This is a genomic window from Leisingera caerulea DSM 24564, assembly GCF_000473325.1.
GTDB classification, from domain to species: domain Bacteria; phylum Pseudomonadota; class Alphaproteobacteria; order Rhodobacterales; family Rhodobacteraceae; genus Leisingera; species Leisingera caerulea.
In genome coordinates this window covers 17,002-41,427 of the sequence record NZ_AXBI01000012.1, presented here as the reverse complement: position 1 = coordinate 41,427, position 24,426 = coordinate 17,002, and the positions used below count along the sequence as shown (strand labels likewise).

The following is a 24,426-nucleotide window of genomic DNA, read 5'->3' as shown; positions in this document are numbered from 1 at the left end:
AACCAGCCTAAAGTTTTCCTCATGCCCGCTCTCGCACCGAAAGGACGCTGACATGCCCCATTCCGACATCCTCGCCGCTGCCGGCCTGACCCAAGCCGAGCTGACCGGCGGCAGCCTGACTGTCACCACGCCGGTGGACGGCAGCGAAATTGCCCGCCTGAAAACACACAGCACGGCTGAGGCCGAAGCGCAGATCGCCGCCGCCAAGTCCGCCTTCAAATCCTGGCGCCTTGTCCCGGCCCCGCGCCGCGGCGAGCTGGTGCGCCTGCTGGGCGACGAGTTGCGCAAGGAGAAGGAAAACCTGGGCCGCCTCGTCACCCTGGAATGCGGCAAGATCTACCAGGAGGGCCTCGGTGAAGTGCAGGAGATGATCGACATCTGCGACTTTGCCGTCGGCCTCTCACGCCAGCTCTATGGCCTCACCATCGCCTCCGAACGCCCCGGCCACGCGATGCGCGAGAGCTGGCACCCGATGGGCACCTGCGGGATCATCACTGCCTTCAACTTCCCCGTCGCTCCCTGGTGCTGGAACGCGGCGCTGGCGCTGGTCTGCGGCGATCCGGTGATCTGGAAACCGTCGGAGAAAACCCCGCTCACTGCCCTCGCCGTGCAAAAGATCTGCGAGCGCGCCATGGCGGCCTTTGGCGATGACGCGCCCGAGGGCCTGATCCAGGTGCTGATCGGCGAGCGCGATCTGGGCGAGGCGCTGACGGCGTCCAAGGACGTCGCCATCATCTCCGCCACCGGCTCTGTGCCGATGGGCAAGGCAGTGGCCGCCGACATGTCGAAACGCCTTGGCCGCACCATTCTGGAACTGGGCGGCAACAACGCGATGATCGTCGCGCCATCGGCCGACCTGGAGATGGCCCTGCGCGCCATCGTGTTCTCCGCCGTCGGCACCGCTGGCCAGCGCTGCACCTCCCTGCGCCGTCTGATCGTTCATGAGGATATCTATGACCAGCTGATCCCGCGCCTGATCAAGGCATATGAGGGCCTGCCCATCGGCGATCCGCTGGCCGATGGCACATTGGTCGGCCCGCTGATCGACGGCGCCGCGCTGGACGCGATGACCAGCGCGCTTGAGCGTGCGCAGGCCGAAGGCGGCACCGTGCACGGCGGCACCCGGGCGCTGGCGGACAGCCACGCCGACGCCGCCTATGTGCACCCGGCGATTGCCGAGATGCCCGCGCAGACCGCCATAATGCACACCGAAACCTTTGCGCCGATCCTGTATGTGGTGAAATACTCAGATCTGGACCAAGCCATTGAAATGCAGAACGAAGTGCCCCAGGGCCTCAGCTCCTGCATCTTCTCCACCGACGTGCGCGAAACCGAATATTTCCTCTCGGCAGCGGGCTCCGACTGCGGTATTGCCAACGTGAACATCGGCCCCTCCGGCGCTGAAATCGGCGGCGCTTTCGGGGGCGAGAAGGAGACGGGCGGCGGCCGTGAAAGCGGCTCCGACGCCTGGAAAGGGTACATGCGCCGGCAGACCAACACCGTGAACTACTCACGCGAGCTGCCGCTTGCTCAGGGGATCAAGTTTGACATCTGATCTGGCGTCCTGCCTCTGGCACCAAACCTGCCAGGAAAATCCAGCCTTCCCTGAACTCACCGGGGAGGCTCAGGCTGATCTGGTCGTGATCGGCGGCGGCTATACCGGCTGCGCGGCGGCTTTGAAGGCCGCGGAATTGGGGGCCTCGGTCCGCCTGATTGAGGCGGACGCGATTGGCTGCGGCGGTTCGGGCCGCAATGTGGGCCTGGCCAACGCAGGCCTGTGGCTGCCGCCCGAAGACATCAACGCTGCGCTGGGGCCAGAAACCGGCAGCCGCCTGTCCGAACTGCTGGCAGGCGCGCCCGCGATGGTGTTTTCGCTGATCGAAAAACACGCCATCCAATGCGAGCCGGAGCGCAGCGGCACCCTGCACTGCGCCCATGCGCCCGGCGGGTTGAAAGACCTGCAGCGCCGCCACGCCCAGCTGCGTGCCATCGGCGCGCCGGTGGAGCTGCTGCCGCGCGAAGAAGCCATACAGCGCACCGGTTCCGAGGCCGTGCACGGCGCCCTGTTCGACCCGCGCGCCGGAACGATACAGCCGCTGGCCTATGTCCGCGGTCTCGCCCGCGCTGCGGCCTCCGCCGGGGCGCAGCTGCACAGCGGCACGCCTGCCACCGGCATCAGCCGCAGCGGCAGCGGCTGGCAGGTAGCCACCCCCAAGGGCAGCCTCCGCGCCCGGCATCTGATCATGGCCACCAACGCCTATGCCCGCGGCATCACCGGCTATGACGCCCCGCAGGTGATCCCGGTGCATTATTTCCAGGCCGCCACCGACCCGCTGCCCGCCCCCCTGCTGGACAAAATCCTGCCGGGCAAGGAAGGCTGCTGGGACACTGCGCTGGTGATGTCGTCGTGGCGGCTGGATCAGGCCGGGCGGCTGGTGATCGGCGGCATGGGCGCGCTCAACCACTTCGGCAGCACCCTGCACCGCAGCTGGCTGCCCCGCAAAATGGCCGCGCTTTACCCGGACCTGAAGGAAACTGAGCTGAAAAGCCACTGGCACGGCCGTATCGCCATGACCACCGAGCACCTGCCCAAGATCCTGGATCTGCACGGCGGGTTTGCCTGTTTCGGCTATTCCGGCCGCGGCATCGGGCCCGGCACCCTGTTCGGCACGGCCATGGCCGAGGCGCTGCTGAGCGGCGGCCAATCCCGCCTGCCGGTGCCGCCCGCGCAGGATCACGCGATCCCCTTTGCCGGCCTGCGCAGCGCCTATTACGAAACCGGCGCCACGCTCACCCATCTGATCAGCGACCGCTGAAACAGGCGGGCCGCCCTGGCCCGCCCCTCACTCACTCGCAGCCGGCAATCGCGTTGCCGATCTCCCGCAGCAGCGCGGGGTAGAACTGCGGCCCCGGCTCCAGCTTGGCGCCCAGCGGGTCCAGCAGCGCGGTGCCTGCGCCGGTGCCGTCCAGCACCGTGGCGACCACGCCCGGATTGAACTGCGGCTCCGAAAACACGCAGGACACTTTGAGATCCGCCACCACACCGCGCACTTCGGCAATCCGCGCCGGGCTCGGCTTGACCGCATCCCCCAGCGAAATTGCGCCGGCCGCGTTCAGGCCAAAGCCGCGCTCGAAATACTGGTAGGCGTCGTGGAAGACGATGAACTGCTTGGCCCGGAACGGCTCCAGCGAAGCCGAAATACTGGCGACAGTTTCTGCTATCTCTTGTTTGCCGGCCTCTGCATTGGCCTTGTAGGCTGCAGCATTGTCCGGGTCGTGCTCTGCCAGCTCCATTGCAATCACGTCCAGCCAGGCCTGCGCATTGGCCGGCAGCAGCCATGCGTGCGGATCGGCGCCTTCGTGATCATGGCCGGAATGCGCGTCGCCGTGATCCGCATGGCCATCGTGGCCTTCCGCGTCGCCTTCATGACCATGGCCGCCATGATCCTCGTGACCTTGGTGGTCTGCATGATCCTCATGGCCGGCGTGATCATCGTGATCCTCATGTCTGCCGTGATCCTCGTCATGCGTATGCACCTCAAACCGGGCCCCTTTGCGGAACGCCAGCACCTCGGTGCCTTCCGCTTCCAGCAGCTCCACCCGGTGCGCATCGCCTGCCAGCTCTTCCAGCGGGCCTTCCAGCCAAGGGGTCAGCGCCCCGCCCATCCAGAAAACCAGATCCGCCTGATCCAGCGCCCGCGCCTCGGAGGGGCGCATCGCATAACCATGCGGCGAAGCGCCGGGCGGCACCACAAGCGCAGGCTCGCCCAGCCCCTGCATCACCCGCGCCACCAGCCCGTGGACAGGTGTGATATCCGCCGCCACTTGCGGCACTTCTGCCCAAGCTTCGCCTGCCCCGGCCAGCAAGGCCACTGCCGCCGCACCATTCTTCCACATGCTAGAAATCCGCATATTGCGCCCCATGTAATCTTATAACATCACGCCGGTTGATAAACGTCATAACATAACATATCAAGAGACAAATCACCCGCTCCTCAAAGGACCTGTCAAAATGGACTCCATCGGTTTTGAGCCGCATGACCACAGCAGCTGCATCCAGGACTGCATCGCGGCGGTGGACGCCCATTGCCGGGCCGAGGGGCTGCAGTTCACCCCCGTGCGCCGCCGGGTTCTGGAAATCCTGCTGCAAGAGCACCGCGCGCTGGGGGCTTACGAAATCCTCGACCGCCTGCGCGAAGAGGGCCTCGGCTCACAACCGCCGGTGGCCTACAGGGCCTTGGATTTCCTGGTGAAAAACGGCTTTGCCCACAAGATCGAGCGGCTGAACGCCTTTGTCGCCTGCACCCGCCCGGGCGAGACGCACGCGCCCGCTTTCCTGATCTGCCGCGCCTGCGATGCGGTGGCCGAGGCACAGCGGGAACCCACCCAGGGCCAGCTGGGCCAGGCCGCCCGCGAGGCCGGTTTTGTGATCGAACGCGCAGTGATCGAGGCAGAGGGCCTGTGTCCCAAGTGCCAGAAGGCCGCCGCCGCATGAGCCTGATTGCTCTCGATAACCTGTCGGTCCGGCACGGCGGCAATACGGTCCTGTCCGGCGTCAGCCTGAGCATCGAGCCGGGCGAGATCGTCACCGTGGTCGGCCCCAACGGCTCCGGCAAATCCACCCTGCTGCGCAGCGTCATCGGCGCCCAGAAACCGTCGCGCGGCACCATCCGGCGCGCACCCGGGCTGCGCATCGGCTATGTGCCGCAAAAGCTGCATATCGACCTGACCCTGCCGCTGACGGTGCGCCGCTTCCTCAGCCTGCCCCAGCGGGTGTCCGATGCCCGCGCCGCAGAGGCGCTGGAGCAGGCCGGCGCCGGCACTCTGGCGGCGCGGCAGATGGCCGGCCTGTCGGGCGGACAGTTTCAGCGGGTGCTGCTGGCGCGCGCGCTGCTCAGCACTCCGCAATTGCTGATCCTGGATGAGGCCACGCAAGGTCTTGACCAGCCCGGCTCTGCCGCCTTTTACCAGCGGATCGAAAAGGTCCGCCAGGAGCTCGGCTGCGCGGTGCTGATGGTCAGCCATGAGCTGCATGTGGTGATGGCGGCCTCCGACCGGGTGATCTGCCTCAACGGCCATGTCTGCTGCGAAGGCGCGCCGGAGCATGTCGCCACCGCCCCGGAATACCGCGCCCTGTTCGGCACCGGCACCCAAGGCGCGCTGGCACTCTACCGGCATGAGCACAACCACAGCCACGATCACGACTGCACCCGCAATCATGATGACGGGCATCATCACGAGGCGGCCGAATGACCCTGCTTGACGATTTCCTGATCCGCGCCGCGCTGGCGGGCATCGGTGTTGCCCTGGCTGCCGCGCCTTTGGGCTGTTTCGTGGTCTGGCGGCGGATGGCCTACTTCGGCGACGCCACCGCCCATGCCTCGATCCTGGGCGTGGCGCTGGCGCTCAGCTTTGATGTCTCGGTGTTCGCCGGGGTTCTGGCCACGGCGCTGGCGATGGCCACAACCGTTTCGGCGCTGGCCGGGCGCGGATATGCGATGGACACGCTGCTGGGGGTTTTGGCGCATTCCTCCCTCGCCTTCGGCCTGGTCGCCGTCTCCTTTCTGCAAGGGGTGCGGATCGACCTGATGGCCTATCTGTTCGGGGACATCCTGGCGGTGGGCCGCGCGGACCTGGCCGTGATCTGGGGGGGCGCCGCACTTGTGCTGGGGCTGTTGTGGTGGCGCTGGTCGGCCTTGCTGACCGCGACGCTGAACCCGGACCTGGCCCATGCCGCCGGCATTGATCCGCGGCGCGAGCAGATGGTGCTGACCATTGCGCTGGCGCTGGTGGTTGCGGTGGCGATCAAGGTGGTGGGGGTGCTGCTGATTGCGGCGATGCTGCTGATCCCGGCTGCGGCCGCCCGCCCCTTTGCCGCGACGCCAGAGCGGATGGCCGCAATTGCCGCGCTGCTGGGCATGCTTGCAGCCGTCGGCGGCCTGCAGCTGGCATTTGCGCTGGACACACCCGCCGGACCCAGCATTGTCTGCCTGGCCGCAGCGCTGTTTGCCGCCTCCAGCCTGGCCGGACTGCTGCTGCAGCACCGGCGGGGCTGACACCGCCGGCACCGTCAGCACTTGCCCTGCTGAAAGAGAACGCCGCCGCCTGTCAGACAGGCCGCGGCCGGGTCAGCTGCCGGTCTGCTGCAGATCCGGGGTGCCTGCCCATTTGCTGATGGCCTCGGTCAGCGCCTTCTTGTTGATCGGCTTGCTCAGAAAGTCGTCCATCCCCGCCTGCAGGCATTTCTCCCGGTGGGTCTGCAGCGCATTGGCCGTCAGCGCCACGATCGGGCATTTGCGGCTGCCGGTCTCTGCCTCGATCCGGCGCATTTCGGCAGTGGCTTCGATCCCGTCCATTTCCGGCATCATCATGTCCATCAGCACGATATCCGGCCGTTCGGCCCGGAAGCGGTCAACCGCCTCGGCGCCGTTGCCGGCAATGCTGATCTCCAGCGGCGCATCTTTCAGCATCTTGGTGACAACCATCTGGTTGGTGCGGTTGTCCTCCGCCAGCAGCACCTTCAGCAGCCGTCCTTCCGGCCGCAGTTCCGCGTCTGCCCCGGCGGCTTCCGCCGGTTTTTGCGCCGGCCTGCTCAGCAGCCTGCCCATCACCTGGCGCAGCTGCACCGCCCGCACCGGCTTGAGCGCAAACTCGCAGGCGCCAAGGGTCTCGCAGTCAGCCCGGCACAGGGCGTTTTCAACCGAAGAGAGGATGATCAGCGGCACGGTTTCAAAGCCCGGCATCGCCCGAATTCTGGCCGCCAGCTCATGCCCGTCCATTCCAGGCATCTGGTAATCCAGCAAAATCACATCGAACCGCCGCCCGTCCAGCTGCGCGTCCGACAGGACTTCCAGCCCTTCATGCGCCGACGCCGCCTGCGTGCAGGTGACACCCCAGGTGTTCAGCCGCTCCGACAGGATCACCCGGTTCAACTCCAGGTCATCGACCAGCAGCACGCTGAGCCCGGCAAAGCTGCGCCCGCTGCTGTCCTGCCCCGGCACGGTCTTGTCAGAAGCCCGCAGCGGGATCCGGATGGTGAAGACGGAGCCCTTGCCCGGGTCCGACTGCACCTCCACCGAGCCGCCCATCAGCTCCAGCAGCCGCGCCGAGATCGCCAGCCCCAGGCCGGTGCCTTCGAAATTTCGGGTGGCCGCATTGTCGGCCTGCTCGAAGGCGCGGAAGATCCGGCCGATCCGGTCCTGCTCGATGCCGATCCCGGTATCGCAGACCTTCAGCGTCACCATATGGCTGCCGTCCGGCTGCCGCCGGCCGGTCACTTCGATATAGACATAGCCTTCGCCAGTGAACTTGACCGCATTGCCCGCAACGTTGGTGATCACCTGGCGGATCCGCCCGGCGTCGCCCTCGAACAATTCCGGCAGCGCCGGATCATAGCGCAGGGTGACCTCCACCCCCTTCTCTGCCGCCTTGGGCGAGAGCAGGGTCACCACATCCTCGACCGCGGTCTGCAGATTGAACGGCGCGCAGCTGAGTTCCAGCTTGCCGGCCTCGATCTTGGAGAAGTTGAGGATGTCGTTGATAATCGTCAGCAGCGCCGAACCGGATTTGCCGATGGTTTCCGCATACATCCGCTGGTCGTCGTCCAGCTTGGTTTCCTGCAGCAGCTCCGCCATGCCGATCACCCCGTTCATCGGGGTGCGGATCTCGTGGCTCATATTGGCGAGGAATTCCGATTTGGCGCGGTTTGCGATATCCGCGGCCTCGCGCGCCTGCTCCATCGCAAACTCGCGCTCATCCCGCTCGGCAAAGGTTTCCTCCAGCACTCCGACAGAGAAATCCAGCGCCCGGAACTCGCGCGAGGCATACCACGGCAGCGGTTGCAGCGGGCTGCGCAGTCCGGCGATCGCATCCGACATCCGCTTGTGGATCATCTGCAGCGGGCGCAGCGCCAGCACATGCACCAGCAGCAGCACCAGCAGCGACAGCGCCAGCACCGGCACCACGGTCCAGATAATGATCTGGCGCACTTTTTGCTGCACCAGCGCCTGACCGTCGCGCGTCGACCACTTCACCAGCATGGTGCCGAAGGAGGCCCCCTCCAGCTCGATCGGCCGCTCATAAATCACATGGTTGTCGTCTTGCGGCGCGCCGGGCGCCTGCGCCGAAGCCAGCAGCTTGCCCGCCGGGCTGCGGATCTGGATCGAAACGATCTGAGGCTTGCGGGCCACTGCCTCGTGAAGGCCGGTTTCCAGCACCGGCACATCCTCCACGATGATCGCTTCCAGCATCAGCCCGCTCAGCAGCGACACCGTCAGGTCCGCCTGCTCGGTGAGCTGCTGTTCCAGCCGCTGCACCTCCTGGCGCTGTGCCAGGTTGCCGACCGCAAAGCCAACCGCCGAGGCGGCCAGCAGCAGCGACAGCACGATCTGAAAAAGGATGCCCGTTCGTTTCATGTCTTTTATGCGGCGCCTTTAGAATGCCAGGCTGCGCTCCATGGCCCGGCGGATAATGTCATAATCCTGATCGGCCCCCAGCAGGAACCCGTTCTTTGAAATCCGGCGGACAATTTCCTCGTTTTCCGAGGACAGCATCACACTGCGCATCGCCTGCAGCACGTTCTCCGGCATCTGCGATGACGCCAGCCAGGGCTTGGTTACATTGTCAAACGAGGCCAGCACCCGAATCGGCACCCCCTTGGCGACCAGTTTTTTATATGTGCTTTCCTTGAGGGCCCCTGCGGAGTATCTGCCCGCGCCCACGGCCTCGCCCACCAGATCGTGGCGGCCGAGATAAGCGAACTCATACAAATCGGCGCTGCTGATGCCGGCATCCAGCAGATATTCCTGAGCCAGGTAGCGGCCGATGGTCGACAGCTCATCACCGAAAGCAAAGCTGAGGCCGGCCAGGTCCTCCACCGTCTGCACGCTGCTGTCCTGGTGCACCACGATCACCCCCTTGAACCGCTTGCCGCCGTTCTTGGATTCCATCGCGACGATCCGGACGCCGGGGTTTTCCCTCATCACATGCACATAAGACGCCGGGCCGAAACGGGCGAAATCCACCTCGCCGCTGGCCAGCTGGCGGATCCCCTCGCCGTACTCCTTGGCGATCTTCAGCCGGATCGACACCGGCTCGCCCAGCTCTTCGCTCATACGGCCGGACAGGAAGGACAGGAACGGCTGGTACTTTTTAACCGTTGCAGTAGGTTTATCCGCCGCATAAGTGCCAAAAACCAGTTCAATCCCGGCCTGACCCGGCCCCGGAAACCCAGCCGCAAGGCACGCGGACAGGGCAGCGGCCGGTGCCGCCGCCCGGAGCTGCCTCAGGAAAAGCTTAATGATACCAATGGTCCACTCAAACAACTTCACGGCTTTAGCCTCCTGACTGACATCGGCTGGCACAGCGGGCGGGCCTTTTCCCTTCGTTACATGCCACATGGTTAAGAATACAATGTTAACGCACGTCCAATTCGTGGAAAAATTTTGCGGTTCTTTTATTCTCCGTCCACTATATTAACGGTTCAGTAAGGTTTTCGTAATCTTTTAGGCAAATTCGCCACAATTTAGAATGCCCGCTCGAACTGGCTTAACAGGAAACGCCGTGAAGAATACCACTTTGCCCCACACAACCTCAGGGTTCCGCCAACGCTCAGTGCAAATTACTGTGCTAGCTGCACTTTTCTCGTCAGCCCCGGTTGCTGCCCTGGCCATCCCCTCGCCAGAGCTGGTGATTGGCTCGGTGTCTTCGCTATCGCAGGTTCTGGCTGTTGGAATTGCCATGATATCCGGCCTCGGCGCTGTTGTTGCGGCAAAACTGGGTTTTACCCCCAAGCCGGGCGGTTCTCCGCGGCGATACCCGGTCAAGCTGATTTCCGTGCTGGTTCTGGCGGCCATGGCGCTGGCGGCTGGTAACTACTGGCAGTATTCCTCGCATGCGCAGGCGGAACTGGCAAGACTGCAGGCCACCCTGACCCGGCCGGCGCAGTTTGACGGCACCACCATCAAGGACGCGACCCTCAAGGAGACCAGCTTCTCTAAGCAGGAGGATCACCCGCTGGCGATGAGCACAACCGATGCCGCCGCGGCGCTGGAGGACGGCTCCACCCTGTTCTACGACATCCGTGAAACCGGCGAGAACGCCATGGGTACCCTGCCCGGCGCCACCCATATCCGCTTCCCGGACTTTTTGGAGACGCGCCCGGTGCAGCCGGGCCAGAAGGTTGTGCTGTTCTGCCACAACGGCAACCGCTCCTCGGAAACCTGCGCCAAGCTGGCAGCCATGGGCATCGACTGCAGCTTCATCGCCGGCGGCATCGAGAAGTGGATCGTCGAGGGCCGCGAGTTCTCAGACAAGGACGTGCAATCCCTCTCCGACCTGCGCGCAATCCCGGAATACCCGGGCAAGGACGTGCTGCTGAGCACCGCCGACTTTGAGCAGCTGCTGACCACCGAGGACCTGCAGATCGTCGACACCCGCTACCCGGGCGACTTCGCATCCGGCCACCTGCCCGGCGCCGTCAACATCCCGATCCGCAAGATGACCACCGCGGACCTGATGGCGCGCATCGCGGAACTTGACCCCAACAAACCCACCATCGCCGCCTGCTACGACCGCCGCAGCTGCTTCATGAGCCAGGTGCTGGGGCTGGAGCTGTCGCAGCAGGGCATCGACTTCCGCGGCCGCTATACCCTGCCGTGGGAATACTTCGTCGCGCCCAAGCCGAAGCCGCATGTGCAGGCGTGGCTGGCCGACCAGCAGACCGGCCTGTGGGACAAGGCAATTTCGGCGCTGGCAGCCGCCCTGCTGTGGGTGCATGAGCGCAGCCATATCCTGCTGGGCCTCTTGGCGCTGTCGGTCTTGACCCGCATCCTGGTGCTGCCGGTGGCGCTGAAGTCCGAACGCGATCAGATCATCACCAATGAGACCGCGGATGAGATGAAGGCGCTGAAGGCAAAACTGGCGCACGACCCGGTGCGCAAGGCGCGCGCAGTGCAGGCGTTCTATGCCGACAAGGGCCTGACCCCGATGAAGAACCTCACCGCGCTTCTGTTCCTGCCGGTGATGATGCTGGGTGTCTCCGCCGCACAAGAGGCCAGCGCCAGCCTGCAAACCCCGTTCTTGTGGATGGCCGACCTTGGCGCGCCCGATCCGCTGTTCATCCTGCCGGTGCTGTTCTGTGCGCTCGCCGCCGTCTATCTGCTGTGGGCCGTGGCCAAGACCAAGCGCCAGAAACTCCTGTGGATGATGCTGGGCATGCCTGCGCTCTTTGCTATGGTCTTCACGCTGACAGCGGCGGCCAATGCCTATCTCTGCTTCAGCCTGACGCTGCTGCTGGTGCAGCGCGCCTATGTCACCGGCATGCACCGAAAACTGGGCGAAGCCTTTGCCCTGCGCGCCCACAAGCGCCGCCTTGCCAAGCTGCCGCGCGGCGTGATCCCGATGGGCTACACCGAGGAGCTGGAGCACGCCGGCAACAAGGCCCTGCGCCTGTCGATCCTGCGCAACGCAGGCCTGCCGGTCCCGGGCGGTGTAATCGTGCGCTCTGACGCGATCCACGACTACCGCGAAATGTCCGACGCCAAGAAAGACGCCTTCGCGGCCAAGGTCTTTGCCCTAGCAGGCGGCAAGCCGGTTGCCGTGCGTTCCTCCGCCAGCAACGAGGACGGCCATGACCAGAGCTTTGCCGGCGTCTTTGAGTCGGTGCTCGACGTGACCGCAGACACCATGCGGGCCGCGCTGGACGAAGTTGTGACCAGCTTCTCGTCTGAACGCGCCGCCAGCTACTCCGGCGAGGGCGACAGCACCGATCAGGGCAACATCGTGGTGCAGGAAATGGTGCAGGCGGAATACGCCGGCGTCCTGTTCACCCAGGACCCGATGGCCCCCGGCATGGCCATGATCGAATGGGTCGAGGGCTGCGGCGAGGATCTGGTGTCGGGCCGCGTCACCCCGACCTCCCTGCGCTTTGGCCGCTACACCGGACTGCCCGCGGATGCAGATCAGGACCAGACCCTGGACATGGCGCCGCTGCTGGCGCTTGGCAAACAGATCGAGGACACCTTCGGCTGCCCGCAGGACGTGGAATGGGCCTATGCCAACGGCCAGTTCCAGATCGTGCAAAGCCGCGACATCACCACGCTGTCGCTTGGCACCGAGCAGGAGCAGACCCGTCTGGCCGAATGGCGCGATCTCTTGGACCGCTACGCAGACGCAGACCCGGATCAGGCCATTCTGGAACAGGACGAAATGTCCGAGGTCCTGCCCCGCCCCACCCCGCTCTCCTTCTCGCTGATGAGCGAGCTGTGGGCGCCGGGCGGCAGCGTTGACCTGGCCTGCCGCGAGCTGGGCGTGCCCTATGGCCTGCCCGAAGGCCGCGACGGCCATCTGGTCAACCTGTTCGGCAAGACCTACGTCGATGTGGCGCTGAAACAGGGCATGACCCTGAAACTCAGCGCTGCCAAGGCCAAGCAGCTGCGCAAGCAGGCGCATCCGATGATCACCCGCTTCCGCGGCGAGGTGATGCCGGAGCTGAAGAACAAGCTGGCGATCTGGCAGGCGGTGGATTACGCCGCCCTGCCCCAGGACAAGCTCTTGGAGGCGATTTCCACCCTCAAGGACATGTTCATCCGCGAAGTCTACCTTGAGGCGGAGAAGATCAACATCCTGGCAGGATTCACCATGGGCGAGGCCGGCACGGCAGCGGCCGGCGACCCGGCCCTGCGCGCGCACCTCATGCACGCGGAACTGCCCAATGCACCCTCCAGCCTGCTGGCCTCTTGCACGGGCAAGGATGCCCAGGCCCGCGCCCTGCACCTGATGGGCCACCGCTCGATCTTCGATTACGAGCTGTCCTCGCCCCGCTACAGGGAGGCGCCGGCATTACTGAACTCCCTGCTCGGCAGTTCGGTGGAGCCGATCGGGTCCGTTCCGGTCCCGGCCAACCTGCCGGATGAGCTGGACGACACCATCGGCATCGCCATCGCCTACCAGGACCTCAAGGAACAGGCCAAGCACGAGGCCCTGCGCGTCGTCGCCGAACTGCGCCGCGCTCTGCTGGCACTGGGCCAGAACAGCGGGCTGGAGGATCTGGTGTTCAGCCTCACGTTTGATGAGCTGCTGTCCGGCGACTGGTCCGCACCTGCACAGCTGCGCGCGCTGGCAGAAGCCCGCGCCGCCAAGGAGGAGCTGCGCAAGAAATCCGCGCCGACGGACGTCACACTCACCCTGCGCGACTGCGAACTGCTGTCGCTCGGCGCCCAGGCCCAGGCGGGCGATGGCACCATGGGCGGCACTTGCGTCGCGGGCAGCGGCAGCGCCACCGCCCGGGTGTTCTGGATGGAGGACGACAGCTGCATCGACCCCGCGGCCTTTGCCGACTTCCAGGACGGCGACATCCTGGTCTGCCGCATGGTCAACCCGGCCTGGCTGCCCTACGTCCAGCGTTCCGGCGCAGTGCTGTCCGAGGTCGGCGGCTGGCTCAGCCACATGGCCATCGTCGCCCGCGAAAAAGACGTGCTGATGCTGGTTGCCTGCAAGGGTCTCGACAGCCTGAGCCACGGCGAGCAGGTGACCGTCAGCGAAGACGGCACCATCCAGCCGCTTGAGGAAAAAGGCCTCAAGGTGGTTTCCGCCTGATCCAGCGGGACAGGAACAACAAACAAAGGCCCGCAGCATTTGGCTGCGGGCTTTTTGCGTAGGGCGGGCGATCTCCCCGCCATGTCCCCTCCCCTTGCGCTCTTGGCAAAGATTGCCATATCCTGTCCCAGCGAAAGGAACCCGCCCATGGCCACAATGAACGTCTCCCTGCCGGACCAGATGAAGGACTGGGTCGAGGAACAGGCCCGCACCGGCACCTATGCCAATTCCAGCGACTATGTCCGCGACCTGATCCGCCGCGATCAGGCCCGCGCGGCGGCCATCGCAGAGCTGCAATCCGCCATCGACGCGGGCCTTACCAGCGGCCCGGCTGAGGCGCTGAGCGCGCAGGACTTCAAGGCCGCCATGCGCCGCAATGGCTGAGCCGCGCTGGCGGATCCGCCCCGCCGCCCGCGCCGACCTTGCCGCAATCTGGCGCTATGGGCTGGAAACCTGGGGCGAGACACAGGCGGACGCCTATGCCGACAACCTGTTTGCCCTGTTCGACCTGCTGGCGGATTTCCCCGAAATGGCCCGCGAACGCCCCGAATTCACGCCTCCGGTCCGCATCCACCCCACCGGCGCGCATCTGGTGATCTACCGGGTGGAAGCAGGCCGCCCCGATATCATACGCATCCTGCATGCCCGCCAGGATCTGATGGCGTTCCTCTCGGAATAACACCCGTTCTGCCCTTGCCATTTTCCGCACATATGCTCTGATGCGGCGCATGGACCCGCATCTCGACCCCCGGAAAACCGCCCGGCTGATCCAGCATCTGAAGGACCGGATGGACACCCTGCCGCCCAAGTTGAAAACGGCAGCGAAATACGTGATCGACAACCCCGGCGACTTCGGCCTCGACACCGTCCGCACCTCGGCCAGGAAAACCGGCATTAGCGCCAATGGCTTTGTCCGCCTTGCGCAGCATTTGGGCTATGACACGTTTGAGGCCTTCCGCGCCCCTTTCCGCGCTGCGCTGACAACCACGCACGAGGCGGATCTTGGCCAGGACTGGCTCGACCGCATGAGCACCGAAAGCCCCGCTGGCGCGCTGCAGGCAGCGGCAGCGCGCAACCAGATCAACATCACCTCCCGCTCCCTGCGGCTGATGACCGCCGAGCGGACGCAAGCCATCGTGGACACGCTCACTTCCGCCCGCCGCAGCTATGTCACCGCCACCCGCTCCTCCTACGCGCTGGCCTACTACTTCCATTACGTCGGCCGCATGGCCCTGCCGGGGCTGGAGCTGGTGCCGCGCCACATGGGCGCCGCTCTCGATGACCTGCTGGACATCGGACCAGAGGACTGCCTGATCGCCGTCACTTTCGCCCCCTACTCCGCCGGCACCATCCAGGCGCTGCGGCTGGCGGGCGAGCGCGGCGCATCGGTGATCCTGATCTCCGACAGCGAGGTGATTGCCCCCGGCATCCGCACCGATCACGTGCTGGCGGTGGCGGCCAACTCGCTGCACCCCTTCGGCGCCATCGGCGGCGCGATGGCGGTGCTGGAATGCCTGCTCACCCATCTGATCGCGGCAGGCGGCGAAGACGCCCGGCGAAGGATCGAGGCCTATGACGCCCTGCGCCAGGACAGCGGCGCCTACTGGAGCGGCCCGAAACTGCCGCGGGTGGGGGGCTGACCCCCCTGCCCCGTGTCCTCAGACGTCCCCGTCAATGAACGGGTTCTGCGCCTCATACTCGTCCCGAGTGGTTCGCGTGTGATCCCCTTCAAGACGCACCGACGCCATCGCCCTGTCAGCATAGATCTCTGACCGCAGCGGCCAGTCCTGTGCCTCATCAAACAGCCCCGGCATCAAGTCAAAGGGGCTGCCTTCCTCATCCACGTCCCGCATCCACAGATGCGATCCGCAAGTGCTGCAAAACGCCCGCTCAGCAAAAGCAGAGGATTGATAGCGCGCCACCGGCCCCTCGACCGTCACCGCCTCCGCATCGGCCTCGAAACACAGGAACAGCCCGCCGCTCCAGCGCTGGCACATGCGGCAGTGGCATGCCCCGGGGCGCGGATCATGCGCGCCCTCAACACGGATTTTCACAGCGCCGCACAGGCAGCGCCCTTCCAGAACATCGCTCATGACGAACCTCCTCAGCGGCACGGAGAAGATACAGCAATTCGGGCCTGTGCGGCAGCCTTCCCGGTTAGAGCCGCAAGTCCGCCTCCTCCGGCGCCAGCACGTACTTCAGGTCATAGACCACCGCGCCTTCGGCCCCCAAGGCACGGATCGCCGCGGCCCCCATCTCCCGGAACTCCGAATGCGCCACCGCCAGCACAATCCCCGCATAGGCGCCCTGCCCCGGCGCCGGCACCAGCGGAATGCCGTATTCCTCCCGCGCTTCCTCCGGATCGGCATGGGGGTCATAGACATCGACCAAGGCCCCGTACTGCTGCAACTCGCGCACCACGTCGATCACCCGCGTGTTGCGCAGGTCCGGGCAGTTCTCCTTGAAGGTCAGCCCCATCACCAACACCCTTGCACCCGCCACCGGCAACCCGCGTTTCAGCATCGCCTTGACCATTTCGCCCGCAACATAGGCGCCCATGCCGTCATTCAGGCGGCGGCCCGCCAGCAGGATCTCCGGGTGATAGCCCAGCTGCTCCGCCTTGTGAGTCAGGTAATAAGGGTCCACCCCGATGCAATGCCCGCCGACCAGACCGGGGCGGAACGGCAGGAAATTCCATTTGGTGCCAGCAGCTTCCAGAACCGCCTGGGTGTCGATCCCCATCTTGTTGAAAATCTTGGCCAGCTCATTCACCAGCGCGATGTTGATGTCCCGCTGGCTGTTCTCGATCACCTTGGCGGCCTCCGCCACCCGGATGCTGGCGGCCTTGTGGGTGCCTGCGGCCACCACCTCGCGGTAGAGAGCATCGACCCGCTCCGCGACCTCTGGCGTGGAGCCGGAGGTCACCTTCACCACATCCTTCAGCCGCCGTTGCTTGTCGCCGGGGTTGATCCGCTCCGGGCTGTAGCCGGCAAAGAAATCCGTGTTGAAGGTCAGCCCCGACCGCGCCTCCAGCACCGGCACGCAGTCTTCCTCGGTGGCACCGGGATAGACGGTGGATTCATAGATCACCAGATCGCCCGGTTTCAGCACCCCGCCTACGATGGCCGAGGCCGCCAGCAGCGGGCTCAGATCCGGGCGGTGGCTGGCGTCCACCGGCGTCGGCACGGTGACGATATAGATCGAACAACCGGCAATCTCCGCCGGGTCCGACGTGAACTTGAGAAATTCCGCCGCCGCCAGCTCTTGCGGCTCCAGCTCGCGGGTGCGGTCCTCGCCCCGGCGCAGCTCCGCGATGCGGCCCGGATCTATGTCAAACCCGATGACCTCCCGGTGCTGCCCGAACGCCGCCGCCAGCGGCAGCCCCACATAGCCAAGGCCGATGATACAGATCCTGTCCTGCGCGCCGCTCATTCCGGGCTGCTCCTTGTTCCGCGGGACTGTTCAAGCCGAGCCCCCTGCCCGCCCACATAAGCCCCTGCCCCCAAGGGGTTCAACCATATGGGCAAAGTTTCGGCCTCACGCCTCCACAACAATCGCGGAGACCGCGCCGTCCACGTCGCGGCAGGCGGCCAGCAGCCGCGGCATCAGATGCGACATGACATAATTCGCATGAAACCGGCTTGGCGCCTTCAGCACCAGACGGCCGCCGGCCCGGCCGGCCCGCTCCAGCCCCTGCACCCAGGACGCATAATTCGCCGGGTCCTCCGCATGCAGCACCGCCTTGGCCAGACTCCACTCGCTGCCGTCCGAGACATCCGGCGCTGGCGCCGCAGCCCCGGGGCGCAAGGGCACCACGTTCGGCGCAGGTTCGTCCGCGCCTTGCATCCGGTGCTCAAAGTCCGGGCCCACCGCCCCCCAGCGCTCCTGGGTGTCCGCCAGCAGCCGCTCCAGATCAATGCCGTATTCGGTGACCCGCCCGCGGGCGCCCTGGCGTTTCACCACCAGCCAGCCCATGCCGCGCAGCTTGGCCATCTCGCGCTTCACCGTGCGCTCATCGACATCCCACAGCCGGGCAATCTCGCGCTGGCCCACCGCCAGCTCATCGCGCTGCCAGTTGTAGCGCGCGGTCATCAGTGTCATGAACCGCAGCACCAGCTTCTGCGCCCCCTTGCCCTGGCCAAGCGCATAAGCCCCCATCGCCGTGAGGATATCGTACTTCAGCGCAGAGGCGTTGCGCCCCGCAGGCCGTTTGGCAAGCATTGCTGCCCCCGTTTCTCCCTCCCTGGCCTCTTGGCCGGGATATGCTGCCTCAAGTGTTCCCAGCCCGTTTGCTGAGAAATGCGTTGGCCGGTTTAGCTCCAAACTCAACGCTATTCGTTTGTTGTACCCGATTTGCGTCCGGAATTCCGATTCTGTCAAGCGCTGGCGGGAATTGAATTCAACCCTAATCCCTTTTTCGAAAGAAAAATTGGTATCAATGGTATTGGGGGACATCCAAGGTGACCCCTATTCGAGCAGAAATGTCCCCCAATCTGCTGTATCCGGCTCTAGGGTGTCCCCCTAAATCTGGCGTCAGAACCCCAGAAAAAACCAGTGAAACGAATCGCTTGGCGTCAGCCTTCCGAATCGCCCCGGCCCTTATTTCTTGGGGCCTTCCGCAAATGTGTCCCCGCGGGGACAGGACGCTCTTTGTGACCATATTAGCTTTTGCGTTTTTTGCAAATTCGGCGTAAATGGATATTGAGGCTGAATTAGCGTCCGCGAAAAGGGACGCTGTCAAAAACAACACCGTGTGAGGCTAAGGAGCAGTGATGTTTACACACGAAGACCTGTCCAAGATGCAGGCCCAATCCCTGAAGATGCAAAGCTGGATCCGCCAGCAGACCTTCTCCCCCGAAATGGAAAAGACCCTGCGCCGGTTCTCCTCCTGGGAAGTGGCGGAGCTGATCTTCCGCGTCAACCAGTCGACCCTGCGGGGACGGCTGTCGGCGGATCCTTCCCTGCCCCAGGGCCATGTTGAGGAGGACGGCCGCCAGCGCTGGTATTCGCTGGAGGAGATCAACGAGCTGCGCCGCCGCATCAAGATCAACCGCAAATCCCTGCTGCCCAAGCGCCCCGCGGGGAAACGGGCGCTGCGGGTGGCGATCTCCAACTTCAAGGGCGGCGCCGGCAAATCCACCGTTGCCCTGCATTTCGCCCATGCCGCGGCGCTGGACGGCTACCGGGTGCTGTGCGTCGACTTCGACCCGCAGGCGACGCTGTCCCACTCCATGGGCCTCAGCGACGTGACCGAGGATTACACCGTCTGGGGCATCATGGCCCGCGACCTGGTGCGCGAGACGGAGCGGATGAACGCGGTCACGCAGGGCGCCGAGTCCGGCACCGCCCTGCCCCAGCGCCAGCTGCCCGACGCGATCACCGGCATGGGGCTCCAGGATCTGCGGGTCAGCGATTTCGTCAAGCCGACCAGCTGGCCGACCATCGACATCATTCCTTCCTGCGCCAACGCGGCCTTTGTGGAATTCGCCTCCGCCCAATACCGGCACCTGAACCCGGAATGGTCGTTCTTCGCCGCCGTGTCCCGCTATCTCGACCAGCTGCCGGCCGAGGACTACGACCTGATGATTTTCGACTGCCCGCCCGCCATTGGCTACCAGTCGATGAACGCGGTGTTTGCCGCCGACATGCTCTATATCCCTTCCGGCCCCGGCTACTGGGAATATGACTCCACTACGTCCTTCATCGGCCAGCTGTCTGAGGCGCTGGAAGATTTGTCGGCCTTTAACGGCGTTGTCCCCGCGGGGACATTTGCCCTGCCCAAGGTGTTCCAGGACGTCCGCTTCCTCCTGACCCGTTACGAAAGCGGTAACGATTTGCACCGTGCGATGCGTTCGGCATTTATGAAGGTGTTCGAGGGTAGAATGACCGAGCACCCGATCGAGATGACCCGCGCAGTCGAGCAATCGGGCCGCTTCCTGAGTTCTATCTATGAAATCGATTACCGGGACATGACACGCGAAACCTGGCGCCGTGCGCGGGCGTCGTTTGATCAGGCCTATGATGAATTCAAGGCATACGCGCTGGAAGCCTGGGAAAATCTGGAGGATGAGGCATGAGCAAACGCAGAGTCTTCGACATCGACTTCCCGACTGAACCAAACGACCCCTCCGAACCAAAGATGCCCCTCGCGGAGACCGCCGTCCAGAAGCCGGACCAACGGATGCGCAAACCGTCTGAAGCGCGCCGCGGGCCGATGGCCACCGCGATCTCCGAGAACGCCGATGCGTTGCGCAGCCGGGCTGAGGCCGAGAAGAAAATCCGCGATGAAAACGACCGGCTGGCGCATGAATTCGTGCGGCTGAAGAAGCTGGGCCTGGTGGTCGACCGGATCCCCGTTGGACGGATTGGCGCGACCAAGCTGATCCGCGACCGGCGCGAGGGGCGTGATCCGGACCTGGACGAACTGAAGGCCTCGATCAAATCCATCGGCCTGTCGAACCCGATCCGGGTCGAGGAAAACGAAGACGGCACCTATGAGCTGATCCAGGGCTACCGCCGTCTGCGCGCCTATGTGGAGTTGCTCCGGGAAACAGAGGATGAGGCTTATGAGCATATCCCCGCGGGGCTGGTGGCCAAGGGCGACTCGCTGCAGAGCCTGTACCGCCGGATGGTGGACGAGAACCTGGTGCGCCGCGACATTTCATTCGCCGAAATGGCCCAGCTGGCGCTGAGCTATACGCAGGACGAGGGCACCGGGGCGAAGTCACTGGAGGATGCGGTCAGCGACCTTTACGCCTCTGCGGGCCGTCAGAAGAAGATCTATATCCGCCATTTCGCCCAGCTGCTGGGCGCGGTGGGTGATCTGCTGAAGTTCCCGGAGGCGATCCCGCGCGCGCTGGGTCTGGAGCTGCGGAAACGGCTGGAGACTGACGCGGCCAGCATTCCGGAGCTGCGGGAGGCGCTGACGCAGGCGCGCGCCGAAACGGAAGAGGCGGAGCTGACCGTGCTGCGCGGTTTCGCTGAGGGCAAGCGCAAGCCCGCGCCCCGCAGCGCCGCAGCACCGCGCGCAGGCATCGCCAAGACCACCCTGCGCTGCACTGTCCCCGCGGGGACAGTCCGCTGCCAGGCGCGCGACGGCAAGATCGAGATGGCGATGGAGCGCGACTTCTCGGAGATCGACCGGCACAAGCTGGAAGACGCCATTGCGGCTTTCTTTGCCGCCTTGGAAGAACAAGACTGACCCGCTGTCCCCGCGGGGACAGGAGCAGAAAACAGCAAGGGCCCGGCAGGAATGCCGGGCCTTTTTCTTGCCTGACAGGCGGGTTTGGGTCCGCTTTTTGCAGGTGTCCCCGCGGGGACACCCAGTCCGTTTCCGGAGATGATGGGTACAATCAAATACCCAAAGGCCGGGCGCCGGTCCCAGCACTGCGGCGTGTCTTCCACCTTGGCGAGCTGGTTGAAACACCTGTCCCCGCGGGGACAACACGGCAGACCAAAGTGGATCGACGCTGTGCCCAGTGTCCTTGCCGCTAACCCCCTCCGCATCGGGAGACGTGCTCCCGGGCCGCGGTGCCGGTACGCGCCGTCTGTGGTTTCATCAGCCTGTCCCCGCGGGGACAGAGAGTGGTTTCCGCTGACAGCGGGCGGAACCGCCGGCCCCAGGTTTGGCAGTGCCCCGGCATGGAAGGCAGTTTTACCTCCGCACATTCCCGGCAGGCCTGCGTGCCTCCGCGGGAACACCAGCCTTTAACCGTCAAAGAGTGTGAAAAACATCAGCCTGTCCCCGCGGGGACAGGAGACAACATCACCTGCCGGAGGGGAGCGATCCGCAGGAAAAGACCCGGCGCGATGGCCGGGTCCGGATGTGTTTTCAGCTGCTGTCCCCGCGGGGACAGCGCGCGGTGGTCCGGGGATTGCGCGCCGGTCAGTTCAGAACCTTGAACTCGATCCGCCGGTTTTTGGCCCGGTTCTGCACCGTGTTGTTCGGCACCAGCGGCGTGGTCTCGCCATAGCCGACGGACACCAGGCGCTCTGCCGGGATGCCCGTTTCGCGCAGATAGCTGTTGACCGCCGCCGCACGCTTTTCGCTTAGTGCCATGTTCCAGGCCGCCTTGCCCTGGCTGTCGGTATGGCCGCCGACCTCGACGATCATGCCGGGGCAGCGGCGGATGATGTCCGACAGGCTGTCAAGAAAGCCGCGGGAATTGGCATCCAGCCGGGCGGTGGAGGGGGCGAAGTTGACGCTGCGGCTGCGCGACAGGATTTCGAAACGGCCGGTGCAGGCCTCCCGGCTGAAATCGCCGCTGGCCTCCAGCGCGGCGGCGGCGCCAGCGGTCACTGTCCCCGCGGGGACAGCGGCGCTGCCGGGGGCAGTGCGGTCAAACAGAAGATCCAGGCTCACCAGGCCGACAGGGGTGATGGTGACACCTGCGGCTTCCTCCAGCTTTTCGCGGCCGGGGTTCAGCGCGAAATCCTCCAGCTTGAGGATAATCGGCTGCACGGTGGCCACGGCGACCCGGTCTTTGCCCAGCAGTGTTACCGCTACCGGCGCGGTCAGCTGGGCCTCGACCCCGTGCAGCGACAGGGTGACCGGCAGCTCGACCTGCTTACGCTGCACTGCAGCGAGGTCGGCGATCTGATCCGGGTCGATGCGGGCGGTGATGGTGGCCTCGGGATAGGTGAAGGTCTCAAAGAACAGGAACCGCATCCGCACGTTGCGCAGGTCGATGGAGGTATCGACGGAATCCAGCGCGATGTGGATTTTGGCATCGCCCTGTTCAGAAATGCTGCCGGAGAAGGCGGCAAAGCGGCTCGATTCCGCAATGCTGCCCTTTTTAATCGATATAAACCGGATAGCGGAGGATCCGGCGTTCAGCTGCCAGCCGTGCTCAAACGGGCCAGCGGCCAGAGCCGGGCGGAGAAAAAGAAATAAAACTGTTAAGATAGAGATGGTTAAGCGGAGCATGCGCGATCCATTCGAGTTGACGGACATGATTTCCCGGCCCGCGGGCGGGGACGGACGGTACCCTTCCAGTCTAACAGCAGGGTTGCTGCCGGGCGCAAGGGACGCGATAGTTTGGTAACCAAATACCCTTAATAATTGGGAAGCTGCCCCGGCCGCGGTCGCCGGGGGCAAAGAAGTGGAGCAGGAGCGTGCGAATTTTCGGGATGTGGATCCGGCTGGCTGTGCTGGCCGCCGCGGTGCTGGGCCTCGCCAGGGCTGCCTGGGCGGAGGAGCGGCTGGCGCTGGTGATCGGCAATTCGGCCTATGGGTCGGTGCAGCCGCTGGACAACCCGGGGCGCGATGCCCGGCTGATGGCGCAGACGCTGGAGCGGCTGGGCTTTGACGTCACCCTGGCGGTGGATGCGCGGCAGATCGAGATGAAGCGCGCCATCGGCCGGTTCGGGCGCAAGCTGCGCGGGGCAGGGGAGGACGCGACCGGCCTGTTCTACTATGCCGGCCACGGGGTGCAGAGCTTTGGCAGCAACTACCTGCTGCCGGTCGATGTGGCGCTGGCGGATGCTGCCGATCTCGACCTGATGGCGGTGGAGGCGCAGTCGGTTCTGCGGCAGATGGCGTCGGCCCGCAACCGCACCAATATCGTGATCCTGGATGCCTGCCGCAACAACCCGTTCAAGGCGGTTGCCGATCTGAACGAAAGCGGCCTGGCGGAGATGAAGGCGCCGACCGGAACCTTCCTGGCCTATGCCACCGCGCCGGGCGATGTGGCGCTGGACGGGGAGGGCGAGAACAGCCCGTTCACCGAGGCGCTGGCGCGCGAGATCGTGGTGCCGGGGGCGCCGGTGGAGCAAGTCTTCAAACAGGTGCGCCGGGCGGTGCTGGAGCAGAGCGGCGGCAGCCAGACGCCCTGGGACACGTCCTCGCTGGTGAGTGACTTCACCTTTGCCGCGGCGGAGCCGGAGGCGGTGATGAGCGCGGCGGAGATCGAGGAGGCGCAGATCTGGCGCTCGGTCAAGGCGTCGCGCGATGCAATGCAGATTATGCTGTTCCTGCGCGGCTATGGCGACGGCAAATACGCCGGCGAGGCGCGTGCGCTGCTGGCCAGCCTGATGGAGGAAGAGCTGCACGGCGGCACGGGGGCCGCGGTTGCGGTTGCTCCGGCGGAGCCTGCGCCTGCACCTGCGGCCGCAGCGGCGGATCCCGAGACGGCCATGTTCCAGGCCGCACAAGGCGACGGCAGCAAGGCCGCCTATGAGGCCTATCTGATGGCGTACCCTGAGGGCCGGTTTGCCGAGATGGCCGCCGCTGAGGTTGCGGCTCTGGCCGCCGGCGCAGGCCAGGACCCGCAGGCGGGCGCGGAGGCTCCGGCGGCTGCCGCCGAACCCGCGCCGGCTGCGGTGGCGCTGGCGGAAAGCGGGCCAATCACCTATGCCAGCCCGCTGGACACCGACGCGGCGGCGATTTCCGGCCTGACCCTGGCCGAGGCAGTGACCCGGTCGCCTTCGTTCCCGCCGGTGGAAGGCCTGCCGGAAAGCTATTGGAAGGACCAGTCCTGCAGCAGCTGCCACCAATGGACGCGGGAGCGGTTGTGCACGCAGGGAAACACCTACCTGAGCCTCAACATGCAGCGCTCGCTGGGCAAGCAGCACCCCTTTGGCGGCGCGCTGAAACAGGCGCTGAAGAGCTGGGCCGCGGGCGGCTGCCAGTAGATTTGCGGGGTTTGATCCAGCCGGGCAGGGGAGAGCTCCCGCCCGTGCAGGAGCATTTGAAAAATGCACCGTCCCGGTTGGGCGTGGCGCTGTGCTGCGCACAGCGCGGGGCGTTCCAGGAGCTGCCGGACTGCCAGCTCGGAACTTGATTTCCGTTTGCTGAGAAACGCTTAAGGTCAGGCTTGCCCTGAAGGCGCC

The 24,426-nt window shown here is 65.3% G+C and carries 19 protein-coding genes; 12 read left to right on the top strand and 7 right to left on the bottom strand.

All coding sequences use genetic code 11. The features are described from left to right. Positions 1 to 52 precede the first annotated feature (52 nt). A complete protein-coding gene (amaB, locus tag CAER_RS0101915; RefSeq protein ID WP_027233819.1) occupies positions 53 to 1,555 on the top strand; it encodes an L-piperidine-6-carboxylate dehydrogenase in 1,503 nt (500 codons plus the stop codon). After that, the gene (locus tag CAER_RS0101910) at positions 1,545 to 2,816 is read left to right on the top strand and encodes an NAD(P)/FAD-dependent oxidoreductase (RefSeq protein WP_027233818.1); all 1,272 of its coding nucleotides are present in this window, start codon (positions 1,545 to 1,547) and stop codon (positions 2,814 to 2,816) included. The genes amaB and CAER_RS0101910 overlap by 11 nt, the downstream gene beginning before the upstream one ends. Before the next feature lie 31 nt (positions 2,817 to 2,847). On the opposite strand, the gene CAER_RS0101905 is transcribed toward CAER_RS0101910, so the two are convergent. Beyond that, positions 2,848 to 3,912, bottom strand: a complete 1,065-nt coding sequence (locus CAER_RS0101905) for a zinc ABC transporter substrate-binding protein (protein ID WP_409359721.1) — start codon at positions 3,910 to 3,912, stop codon at positions 2,848 to 2,850. Positions 3,913 to 4,012: 100 nt separating this feature from the next. Here CAER_RS0101905 and CAER_RS0101900 point away from each other — a divergent pair, with 100 nt between their 5' ends. From CAER_RS0101900 to CAER_RS0101890, 3 genes are read left to right on the top strand one after another with little or no spacing between them, the layout of a single operon-like run. Further along, positions 4,013 to 4,495 carry a Fur family transcriptional regulator gene (locus tag CAER_RS0101900; protein WP_027233816.1) on the top strand — a complete coding sequence of 161 codons (483 nt, stop codon included), beginning with the start codon at positions 4,013 to 4,015 and terminating at the stop codon, positions 4,493 to 4,495. After that, positions 4,492 to 5,253 (top strand): zinc ABC transporter ATP-binding protein ZnuC, encoded by a 762-nt coding sequence (znuC, locus tag CAER_RS0101895; protein WP_027233815.1) that lies wholly within the window; start codon positions 4,492 to 4,494, stop codon positions 5,251 to 5,253. Before CAER_RS0101900 ends, znuC begins: the two co-directional genes overlap by 4 nt. Next, positions 5,250 to 6,056, top strand: a complete 807-nt coding sequence (locus tag CAER_RS0101890) for a metal ABC transporter permease (protein WP_027233814.1) — start codon at positions 5,250 to 5,252, stop codon at positions 6,054 to 6,056. Before znuC ends, CAER_RS0101890 begins: the two co-directional genes overlap by 4 nt. Before the next feature lie 72 nt (positions 6,057 to 6,128). On the opposite strand, the gene CAER_RS0101885 is transcribed toward CAER_RS0101890, so the two are convergent. Both CAER_RS0101885 and CAER_RS0101880 read right to left on the bottom strand, forming a co-directional pair. Next, on the bottom strand, positions 6,129 to 8,414 hold the full coding sequence (locus tag CAER_RS0101885; RefSeq protein WP_027233813.1) for a response regulator: 2,286 nt from the start codon (positions 8,412 to 8,414) through the stop codon (positions 6,129 to 6,131). An 18-nt stretch (positions 8,415 to 8,432) separates the two neighbouring features. Next, positions 8,433 to 9,329 (bottom strand): PhnD/SsuA/transferrin family substrate-binding protein, encoded by an 897-nt coding sequence (locus CAER_RS0101880; protein WP_027233812.1) that lies wholly within the window; start codon positions 9,327 to 9,329, stop codon positions 8,433 to 8,435. Between the two features lie 199 nt (positions 9,330 to 9,528). On the opposite strand from CAER_RS0101880, the gene CAER_RS0101875 reads away from it, so the two are divergent. The 4 genes from CAER_RS0101875 (at position 9,529) to CAER_RS0101860 (ending at position 15,236) form a co-directional block, all read left to right on the top strand. Continuing rightward, entirely contained in the window at positions 9,529 to 13,596 is a 4,068-nt protein-coding gene (locus CAER_RS0101875; protein ID WP_409359720.1) for a PEP/pyruvate-binding domain-containing protein, read from the top strand. A 147-nt stretch (positions 13,597 to 13,743) separates the two neighbouring features. Next, positions 13,744 to 13,980, top strand: a complete 237-nt coding sequence (locus CAER_RS0101870; RefSeq protein WP_027233810.1) for a type II toxin-antitoxin system ParD family antitoxin — start codon at positions 13,744 to 13,746, stop codon at positions 13,978 to 13,980. Continuing rightward, positions 13,973 to 14,275, top strand: a complete 303-nt coding sequence (locus CAER_RS0101865; RefSeq protein WP_027233809.1) for a type II toxin-antitoxin system RelE/ParE family toxin — start codon at positions 13,973 to 13,975, stop codon at positions 14,273 to 14,275. Before CAER_RS0101870 ends, CAER_RS0101865 begins: the two co-directional genes overlap by 8 nt. A 49-nt stretch (positions 14,276 to 14,324) precedes the next feature. Next, positions 14,325 to 15,236 carry a MurR/RpiR family transcriptional regulator gene (locus CAER_RS0101860; protein ID WP_027233808.1) on the top strand — a complete coding sequence of 304 codons (912 nt, stop codon included), beginning with the start codon at positions 14,325 to 14,327 and terminating at the stop codon, positions 15,234 to 15,236. An 18-nt stretch (positions 15,237 to 15,254) separates the two neighbouring features. On the opposite strand, the gene CAER_RS0101855 is transcribed toward CAER_RS0101860, so the two are convergent. The 3 genes from CAER_RS0101855 to CAER_RS0101845 form a co-directional block, all read right to left on the bottom strand. After that, positions 15,255 to 15,689: a GFA family protein gene (locus CAER_RS0101855; protein ID WP_027233807.1), complete on the bottom strand. Its 435-nt coding sequence runs from the start codon at positions 15,687 to 15,689 to the stop codon at positions 15,255 to 15,257. Between the two features lie 64 nt (positions 15,690 to 15,753). Further along, the gene (gene tviB, locus CAER_RS0101850; RefSeq protein ID WP_027233806.1) at positions 15,754 to 17,028 is read right to left on the bottom strand and encodes a Vi polysaccharide biosynthesis UDP-N-acetylglucosamine C-6 dehydrogenase TviB; all 1,275 of its coding nucleotides are present in this window, start codon (positions 17,026 to 17,028) and stop codon (positions 15,754 to 15,756) included. A gap of 105 nt (positions 17,029 to 17,133) precedes the next feature. Next, a complete protein-coding gene (locus CAER_RS0101845) occupies positions 17,134 to 17,817 on the bottom strand; it encodes a DnaA N-terminal domain-containing protein (RefSeq protein WP_027233805.1) in 684 nt (227 codons plus the stop codon). A 551-nt stretch (positions 17,818 to 18,368) separates the two neighbouring features. Between CAER_RS0101845 and CAER_RS0101840 the strand changes: the two genes are divergently transcribed. Both CAER_RS0101840 and CAER_RS0101835 read left to right on the top strand, forming a co-directional pair. Next, the gene (locus CAER_RS0101840) at positions 18,369 to 19,673 is read left to right on the top strand and encodes an AAA family ATPase (RefSeq protein WP_027233804.1); all 1,305 of its coding nucleotides are present in this window, start codon (positions 18,369 to 18,371) and stop codon (positions 19,671 to 19,673) included. Next, positions 19,670 to 20,797 (top strand): ParB/RepB/Spo0J family partition protein, encoded by a 1,128-nt coding sequence (locus CAER_RS0101835; protein WP_027233803.1) that lies wholly within the window; start codon positions 19,670 to 19,672, stop codon positions 20,795 to 20,797. Before CAER_RS0101840 ends, CAER_RS0101835 begins: the two co-directional genes overlap by 4 nt. Before the next feature lie 684 nt (positions 20,798 to 21,481). Here CAER_RS0101835 and CAER_RS0101830 read toward each other — a convergent pair. After that, positions 21,482 to 22,522, bottom strand: a complete 1,041-nt coding sequence (locus CAER_RS0101830; protein WP_027233802.1) for an OmpA family protein — start codon at positions 22,520 to 22,522, stop codon at positions 21,482 to 21,484. A gap of 203 nt (positions 22,523 to 22,725) precedes the next feature. On the opposite strand from CAER_RS0101830, the gene CAER_RS0101825 reads away from it, so the two are divergent. Then, positions 22,726 to 24,228, top strand: coding sequence for a caspase family protein (locus CAER_RS0101825; RefSeq protein WP_027233801.1), 1,503 nt, complete (start codon positions 22,726 to 22,728; stop codon positions 24,226 to 24,228). Positions 24,229 to 24,426 lie beyond the last annotated feature (198 nt).